Origin of the sequence: Halalkalibaculum sp. DA384 (assembly GCF_043951955.1) — a bacterium.
Classification (GTDB): Bacteria; Bacteroidota; Rhodothermia; order Balneolales; family Balneolaceae; genus JAMQKA01.
Genome location: NZ_JBINJE010000015.1, coordinates 92,112 through 100,813 on the forward strand (window position 1 = coordinate 92,112; position 8,702 = coordinate 100,813).

Genomic DNA, 8,702 nt, shown 5'->3' on the forward strand with positions numbered 1-8,702 from the left:
GCTATGTAAATCATCAATTCACCTCTTCCAGCTTCATATTTTCCTCGATTATCTGTTCCTGTTTCTCATAGGGCACCTTCGCATAATGTGAAAAAGCCCGTGTATAGCTGGCACTGCCCTGAGTCATCGACTTGAGGCGGGTGGCGTAGTGGTCCAGCTCTTCAAGTGGAACCTGGGCTTTTATCTTTTGAATGGAGCCCTCGGCATCCATCCCCTGGATCTGGCCGCGCCGGGTACTGAGGTCACTCATCACATCTCCCATATACTGGGCGGGAACGGTAATCTCCAACTCATAAATCGGCTCCAGCAACTGTGGATCTGCCTTCATAAAGCCATCCCGGAATGCCATCAGGGCCGCCGTCTTGAATGCCGCTTCATTTGAGTCCACCGAATGCATCGAACCGTCGTAAACCGAAATCCGAAGATCCCGTACCCTGCACCCGCTCATCGGCCCATTTTCCATTTTTTCCATGATCCCTTTCAGGATCGCCGGCATGAACCGGTTGTCGATTACACCACCCACAATGCAGTTCCTGAAAACCAGCTTTCCGCCCCACTCCAGGTCAATTTCCTGCACATCGCGCACTTTCAGGTCGTCATGCTCCGGCATACTCTCTTTAAGAGGTTCCATCAGCATGTAAACCTCGGCATACTGGCCCGCACCACCCGACTGTTTTTTATGCTTGTAGTGCGTTCTGACGCTACTGGTAATCGTCTCGCGGTATGGAATACGCGGCTGGACAAACTCAAAATCGAGGTTAAACCGGTTTTTCAGCTCATATTTAATTACGTTCAGGTGTTCTTCGCCCTGCCCGTGCAGTATCACCTGATTGAGTTCCTGGCTATGCTCTACCTCCATCGAGGGATCCTCATGCTGCAGCTGATGCAGTGCCGTACCGAGTTTATCCTCCTCTCCCTGCCGGTTGAGTTTGATCGCAGTGCGGATCGTCGTCTTCGGAAATTCGATCGGTTCAATGGTTACCTCTTGTCCTTTTTTATGGAGGGTCTCATTCACACCGATATCCTTCAGCCGGACGGCCGCGGCAATATCTCCTGTTTTAACTTCAGGGATATCCACCCGCTTTTCCCCGTTCGTCAGATACAGGTTCGAGAGGCGCACCGAATTGCCGGTACGACTGCTGACCAGATCAAGCCCGGAAGTCACAGATCCGCCATACACTTTAAAATAGATCAGGTCGCCGACATGAGAGGCGGCACTGTCTTTAAACGTGAACATAATCGGCGGACCTTCAGGATTGAGCTGGAGCAGATCCCCGTCAGTTGTTGCAGGCGGATTGGCCTCCAGCGGATTCGGTGCCACGTTGCCCAGGAATCCCATAACGCGCCCGGTACCCATGTTGCGGGTGGCACAACAGCAAAACAACGGGTACAGATCCTGATTCAGCAGCGATTTTTGCAAGCCCTCCCGCATCTGGCTTTCGGTCAGCTCCCCCTGCTCAAAATAGAGATCCATCAACGTCTCATCATTTTCTGCCACCGCTTCAACCAGCTCATTATGCAGCAGTTCCGCCTGCGACTTTTGAGAATCGGGGATCGGCAGTTTATCGGGCTTTCCTCCCTTTTTGGGAAATTCATACATCGTCATCTTGAGCACGTCAATGATGGCGTGAAAATCATCGCCCTCGCTAAACGGATACTGTACCACCACTATCCCCCGGCCAAACCGTTCCTTCGCCATGTCCACCGTCTTCTGGAAATCGGACTGTTCGGAATCCGGCTTGTTGACGATAAAGAGTGACGGGATGCGATAATTTTGGGTGTACCGCCAAAGCGACTCCGTGCCAACTTCAACGCCATACTCGGCGTTCAATGTGAATATGGCGGTGTCTGCCACGCGCAGCGCACCAACCACTTCTCCCACATAATCGGAGGTGCCCGGCGTGTCAATCAAGTTGATCTTGCTGCCCCGCCAGTCCAGATTCAGAAAAGAAGAAAAGACAGATTTTCCTTTCTCATGTTCAATTTCATGGTAGTCGGAAACCGTATTTTTATCCTCAATGGTCCCCCGGCGGCGGGTAGTTCCCGATTCGTACAGCATCGTCTCGGCTAGCGTGGTCTTTCCCGATCCCGAATGCCCCAGTAATACGACATTGCGAATTCGTGATGGCTGGTACACATTCATAGCTACCTCCTTTTTTTGACAGGCTATATATTCGGCGGCAGCCGGAGCGTTCACACATTCCCGATACGTACTGAACTCTCTGTTTTGCAACGTTCTGACTTCCGCCAGATATGTGGTTTTTGACAAGTAATACAAAAAACGGAATGAACCCAAAAAATTATTCAAAATCTTACAGTAAACGGGGTAGATGTTTTAAAAAATGCTGTTTTAAACCATCACAACTTCAACTGTGAAAGCTTATTTTTCCAGCTCTTGCTGGTATTCTTTCAGTACGTAAGATTATATCATAGAGGGCTTTGCAACTCCCTCAATTCCTCGTTCTGAGGGAGTGGTACTCCCGTTAAAAGGTCACCAAGGTTGGTAGTACAACTAACTCCCAACAAAATAGCAGGTTCTGCAAAGGTCCCAACACAGCTGGTTGTTTGTATGAAACGAGTACTGCTAATACAGGCGGAAGGGACATTGCAATGGCAATCAATCGGCAGGTTTTATTTTGGATCATTGGCGCCATAATATCATATTGTGTCAAATTAAAGATCCATCTCCTGAGAAGGTGGGGTTAAAATCTCTGTATAAAATCGCTGTCCCCTTGGTGCCGTGGGAAAGACCATCAACAAACAACGATTTTGGGTATTCAAATTATAGGTCAACAGTTATGTTTTTTGTATTTGATGTCGAAACAATTCCAGATTTTGAATTTGTGCGTTCGGTGCTGGAAGAGCCCGAAGAAGACCGGGACGCCCTGCTTATACAAGCAGGGGAAGAACTTGCGCGAAATCAGTCCGGTTTCCTGCCGCCAATGTATCACAAGATGATCGCCTGGGTGGGGTTATGGATTGAAAACAACGGCGTTCCCAAGCAGAAGGTATCCTGGAGTGGCACCGACGAGGTGGAGGGACTCAAATCCCTGTTCAATTCGCTTTCCACATATAAAGATTTTGGTCTGATTCACCACAACGGCCGCGGTTTTGACCTTCCCCTGCTAACCTATCGTGCCATGAAACATGGCCTGCAGATGCCGCTCAGGTTAAATCACCGCGATATTAAATACCGCTACAGCAACTCGAATGTGGATCTGCTGGATGAATTCAGCAACTACGGTGCCAGCTCCTGGCCCAAGCTCAAGCACCTCGGTTATCTTATCGGCATTCCCTTCAAGCAGACAGGGGAAGGCAATGAAGTGCTCGAAATGTTTAACCGCGATGAGATGGACCAGATTGAGCACTACTGCTACGAGGATGTCATGGCGACCTACATCGTGTGGCTCCACCTGAAGTATACTGTCGGTGATATCGGCAAGGAGCTGTTTGACAACCTGCAGGAGCGCGCGATGAACAAGCTTGCCGAGATCCAGGGAAACGAAGAATAACAGCTCCGGGTATTGCCACTGAAATGAAGTGGAGCCACCCGTTCCACTTTTAAGCCCCGGGGGTGGAGGCGTGTCTTCTCAGGAATCAACAATATGTTACAATTCGGAGAGTCCAAAAGTAGTTTTTATCGTGCTTCTGCCTGCCTTTTCACAATTCTGTCTTTCGACAAGACGGGTCACCGCCACTTTTGGCAAATCACCCGTTAGTCGGTATATTCACACCGATTAAATCAAACAATAATCCAACCCACAAATTTTGATTCATGAGCGTACTAGTAGGAAATGATACACGACTGGTTGTACAGGGCATCACCGGAAGCGAAGGCAGCTTTCATGCCGAGCAGATGATAGAATACGGAACCAACGTCGTTGCCGGAGTAACGCCCGGCAAAGGCGGTCAAACCCATCTGGATCGGCCCGTTTTTAATACCGTTGCCGATGCTGTGGAAAAAGAGGGGGCAAACACTTCTGTTATTTTTGTCCCTCCCCCCTTCGCCGGCGATGCCATCTCGGAAGCCGCTTTTGCCGGTATTGAGGTTATTATTTGTATTACCGAAGGCATTCCGGTCAAGGATATGATTACGGCCAAGCAGATTGTTACCAGTCACGGAGCTACGCTCATCGGACCCAATTGCCCCGGAGTTATCACTCCCGGAGAAGCAAAAGTGGGCATTATGCCCGGCGATATCTTTATGCCCGGCAATGTGGGACTCATCTCGCGCTCCGGTACGCTCACCTACGAGGCGGTCGACCAGCTTACAAAAGCCGACCTCGGACAAAGTACGGCGATCGGTATTGGCGGAGACCCGGTTATCGGCACCACCCACACCGATGCAGTCAGGCTTTTCCAGGCCGACACCGACACCGAGGCGATTGTGCTGATCGGGGAGATCGGAGGAAGCGCCGAAGAAGAAGCCGCCGCTTACATCCGGGATAATGTAAACAAGCCGGTTGTAGCATTTATCGCGGGAAGTACGGCTCCTCCCGGCCGGCGAATGGGACATGCCGGTGCTATCATTTCCGGTGGACAGGGCACGGCGGAAGACAAGAAAAAAGCGCTTCGTGATGCCGGTGTCACTGTCGTTGACAGTCCCGCTGAAATCGGCGTTACTCTCAAAGAACTTGTGAGCGTTTAGACTTTACATATTTTCCCATCCTTTTAGGTGTCGCTTTATCCACAAGGCGACACCTCTTTTTTTGAAGACTATTTTCCCGGTTTTGTTGCTTTCCAACAACTGGAATCCTGTCCCACGATTGGCATACTGAAATGAATGTTTTGCCCAGGTTCCATATTCGGCATGTTATCGACAAGCTCCTTTTCGGGTTTGAAATAGCGCATGTTCAATCTTATACAAGGCTTTTGCAGTTCAATCGTATCGGGATATACGATTTTAGGCAATAAAGCCAGCGAATCTTTCTGAATCAGCCCAAATGGCACATAATCATGTCTTAAATGCTGATCCATTACCCGCTGTGCCATCCCGGCAAACGAGAATGCACCCATGAAAATAACAATCAATACCGTCGTATACTTTCTCATGCTTCTCCCTTTTTAGATCCCTTAAGAAGGCTTTGAAAACCGGGGGTTTTGTCCAAGGCCAAAGCCTGAACACATTCGAAACCGCAGTTTATACCTCATAAATGAGGATGTTGAATACGCGCAAATGCCGTAATTGGGCAAAACAACGGTTTTATAAAGTCCTCTTTAACTTTATACGTAACACTATGTCAACTATTGTAACAAGCTTACATATTCAAAACAACTATTCACTTTAATTCCGGGATGGAATTTCCGGATATCTCTGTTAATTTATTGCGGGAGTTTTACAAACCTGGGTTTTCAAAACCTTCTTTAGTTATTCCATTAAAATCAACTACCTTCATGGATCGAAAAGAGTTTATTAAATCAACTTCTGCCTCCGCATTTCTTTTTTCAACAGGAGTTGGACCTGTTTTGGGATCAGCATCAGGTGCGCATCCGACTGAATCAGTAATGACCGTCACCGGCGCTGTACCCGCCCGGGAAATGGGGATGACGCTGGTACACGAACATATTCTCTCCCGGTTTGGTCCACCGCCTGAAGAACCGGGTAGATACGATCGCGCGCAGGTTCTCCGGGAGGTGGTGCCCTACCTGGACTATATTAAATCTCTCGGATGCCAAACCATTGTTGACTGCACGGCTGCCTATTTTGGCCGAAACGTTGCGCTGCTTGAGGCCATCTCTGAGCAAACGGGACTCCACGTTTTAACCAATACCGGTATTTACGGGGCTGCGGGCGATGATTATATTCCCGGTTATGCCCATAAGGAAACGGCCCAGCAGCTCGCGCTTCGGTGGATCGACGAGTTTCAGAACGGTATCCAGGGAACAGATGTAAAGCCCGGATTTGTCAAAATCGGGGTCGACCCGGGTCCCCTCTCGGATATCGACGCAAAACTGGTACGGGCGGCCGCTCTCACCCACCTGGAAACCGGACTTTTGCTGCAGATTCACACTTCCGACAATCCCGATGCGGCAAACCAGCAACTACAAATTTTAAAAGAGGAGGGCGTGGCCCCGTCGGCGTGGGTTTGGGTACACGCACACAATGTGGATAATGCGAACAAACTGCTGGAAGCGGCCGAACGAGGTGCCTGGATCTCCCTGGACGGGCTGCGTACCCCAAATTACCTCAACGGATTTGGAGACAGCTCCAGCACGGTTATGCATCACCTGGAACTGATGAACGCTTTTAAGAGCGAAGGACTGCTCAACCGGGTGTTGCTCTCTCACGACGGATCGACCTACCCACCTGAGGGAGTCGCGAAACGTCCACTGGATGTGCTTTCAAATACCTTTATCCCTGTGCTGAAAGCAGCCGGTTTCACACAGGAAGAGATTAACCAAGTCACTCATAAAAATCCAGCAACAGCATTTTCAGTGAAGGTCAGAACCCTTTAACAACACACTATGGCTTATTTTTTAATCGGATTTGGCATCGGAACCCTCATGATCAGCGGTATAAAACATTACGAGGGCAGCCACTGGAAACATTTTCCCACGAAATTTATCACCGCCACCGGGTTTGGCTGCATCGTAACGGGAATGGCCCTGTTACTGTATTGAGGGGTAAAGTGAATGTACTGATCTGAAACGAGTTTCAGCGTCTACTGTCCAATGGCCGAAAGAGACTCATTCATCAGTCTTTTGGGGCTTAATAAATGAACCAGAAATTAACGCCCGAAATAGCAACTTTTCCGTTACAACTTTTATTATCAAGTGGGCTTTTACTTTTAACTGAACCTATTCTACACTCGTAGATTTCCCGTTGAATAACCTGACAGCATAACTGAGAACCTCGGAGAGCTTCGTCCCTTTTGCTTTATCAAAATCATTTTTAAGCATAATAGGAAAATCGGCGGATTCACTAGTTTTAAGACTGGAATCCTCAAAATCATTCCTGGTTTTAATACAAAACCCGCGTTTTTCCCTGCATCGCAAAAGTAACCTGTAGGTATTTACATCGCTGGAATCTTGTTTTATTGCAGTCTCTTTCGGATCTAATTCATACAGATTCAGATAGGTATACCTCCTGGCAATTTCTTTCTCACTTCCGTTGTTGTATTTTGGATTATAGTCTGTAATTCTGAACGAGCCATATTCATCCAGATCCCAATGGAGAGATGAATTGCCGGCGATCTCCTTTAAATACTCGATACCACTGGTGTTGATCCATTCAATAGTTTCCTGTTTTGACTGGCAAAAACCAGCCTGAAAAAGGAAAAGAACCGAAATAATTGAAAGTGTGAAGAGTCTCATTAATATCCTTCTAAATAACCATAGGGAAACATATCCCACTCTTTCCGGAACTATATAGTCAGCTCTTTAAACGTTCGTGCCTGCTTTTCTATCGCCGGTTCCGTCGCCAGTCGCTCAATACTTGACGCACCAAAAAAACCGGCGACGCCCTCGGTATGATTAAAGATATACTGGGCATCCTCCGGCTCGGCAATGGGCCCGCCATGACAAAGGACAATCACATCGTCCCGGACTTCCACGGCAGCATCATGAATTTTTTGTACCCGATCAGCGGCGTCTTCCAATGACAACGCCAGTTCTGAACTTACTCCTATCGAACCTTTGACCGTTGTATTCATATGAGCAACAATGACGTCTGCACCCGCTTCAGTCATTATAACAGATTGCTCCTCGTCAAATACATAGGGACATGTCAGCATATCCATCTGGTGAGCGAGCCGCACCATCTCAACTTCCTTTTCAAAACCCATATCCGTTTCTTCAAGGGCCTGCCTGAAGTTTCCATCAATAACCCCGACCGTGGGAAAATTTTGAATGCCATCAAAGCCCATTTCCTTTAATCTTTTCAAGAACGCCGGCATTAATCGAAATGGGTCCGTACCACAAACACCGGCCAGCACCGGTGTATCTTCTACCACCGGCAACACTTCTCCGGCCATATCCACCACAATTTCGTTGGCATCACCATAAGGCATTAATCCTGCCAGGCTTCCACGGCCCGCCATCCGATAACGCCCGGAATTATAAATAATAATGATATCCACACCGCCCCGTTCGGCAAATTTAGCTGAAATACCGGTACCCGCCCCGGCACCGATAATAGGGTTCTCCTCTTTTATTTGAGCATGCAGACGATTTATACAGTTTTCATATGGAATAAAAGGCATCGTGTGTAACTCCTAATTTCAATATTCGTTTTTCATTTAAATCAGACAACCTTAATCCTGATTATTCACCAGGAAATTTGGTAGTGAGCAAGGTGAAGCAGCAGTAGTAAGTATTATTGGTGGGTCAAGCAGACCATAATCAAATTTTCAGCTTTCATTACCAAAAATTGAGCTTACAGATAAACAAATCGAACTGTACTATCAGCTAATTGCTTAACCAATTATTTCACATATATTCGTGAATAATCCGGGTTAGCAACACCCTTTCTAACGATTAAAAAACTCGAAAAATAAATCCAAAAAAGAGCCGTAAAACCATTTCAATGGCTTTACGGCTGGGCTGCTTAGGGAAATATAACTCATTCAGTCTATTACATTTTTAATCATGCCCGTCTACTTTGACAGCGTAAACTCCGGCAGGTGTTTGATTTCGCCCCCGTTCATCGCCGACTCATGCGCCAGCAGGCCCACGCAGGTCCAGTTGGCCGACTGCCGCGCGTT

8 protein-coding genes are annotated in these 8,702 nt (G+C 47.9%); 4 read left to right on the top strand and 4 right to left on the bottom strand.

Annotated elements, in window-relative coordinates; all coding sequences use genetic code 11:
* Positions 1 to 13: 13 nt before the first annotated feature.
* A complete protein-coding gene (locus ACG2E4_RS10490; protein ID WP_395276504.1) occupies positions 14 to 2,143 on the bottom strand; it encodes an elongation factor G in 2,130 nt (709 codons plus the stop codon).
* Positions 2,144 to 2,798: 655 nt separating this feature from the next.
* Between ACG2E4_RS10490 and ACG2E4_RS10495 the strand changes: the two genes are divergently transcribed.
* Complete coding sequence (locus tag ACG2E4_RS10495) at positions 2,799 to 3,512, top strand: hypothetical protein (protein WP_395261119.1); 714 nt, start codon at positions 2,799 to 2,801, stop codon at positions 3,510 to 3,512.
* 263 nt (positions 3,513 to 3,775) lie between these two features.
* Positions 3,776 to 4,648, top strand: coding sequence for a succinate--CoA ligase subunit alpha (gene sucD / locus ACG2E4_RS10500; protein ID WP_395276505.1), 873 nt, complete (start codon positions 3,776 to 3,778; stop codon positions 4,646 to 4,648).
* A 68-nt stretch (positions 4,649 to 4,716) separates the two neighbouring features.
* Here sucD and ACG2E4_RS10505 read toward each other — a convergent pair whose 3' ends face one another.
* A complete protein-coding gene (locus ACG2E4_RS10505; RefSeq protein WP_395276506.1) occupies positions 4,717 to 5,052 on the bottom strand; it encodes a hypothetical protein in 336 nt (111 codons plus the stop codon).
* A 414-nt stretch (positions 5,053 to 5,466) separates the two neighbouring features.
* Between ACG2E4_RS10505 and ACG2E4_RS10510 the strand changes: the two genes are divergently transcribed.
* A complete protein-coding gene (locus ACG2E4_RS10510; RefSeq protein ID WP_395276507.1) occupies positions 5,467 to 6,456 on the top strand; it encodes a phosphotriesterase in 990 nt (329 codons plus the stop codon).
* A gap of 9 nt (positions 6,457 to 6,465) precedes the next feature.
* Complete coding sequence (locus ACG2E4_RS10515; protein ID WP_395261127.1) at positions 6,466 to 6,621, top strand: hypothetical protein; 156 nt, start codon at positions 6,466 to 6,468, stop codon at positions 6,619 to 6,621.
* A gap of 177 nt (positions 6,622 to 6,798) precedes the next feature.
* Here the strand turns inward: ACG2E4_RS10515 and ACG2E4_RS10520 are convergent, their stop codons facing one another.
* Together ACG2E4_RS10520 and ACG2E4_RS10525 are read right to left on the bottom strand one after the other, a co-directional pair.
* Positions 6,799 to 7,353, bottom strand: coding sequence for a hypothetical protein (locus tag ACG2E4_RS10520; protein ID WP_395276508.1), 555 nt, complete (start codon positions 7,351 to 7,353; stop codon positions 6,799 to 6,801).
* Positions 7,354 to 7,364: 11 nt separating this feature from the next.
* On the bottom strand, positions 7,365 to 8,201 hold the full coding sequence (locus ACG2E4_RS10525; RefSeq protein WP_395276509.1) for a phosphoenolpyruvate hydrolase family protein: 837 nt from the start codon (positions 8,199 to 8,201) through the stop codon (positions 7,365 to 7,367).
* Positions 8,202 to 8,702: the final 501 nt, after the last annotated feature.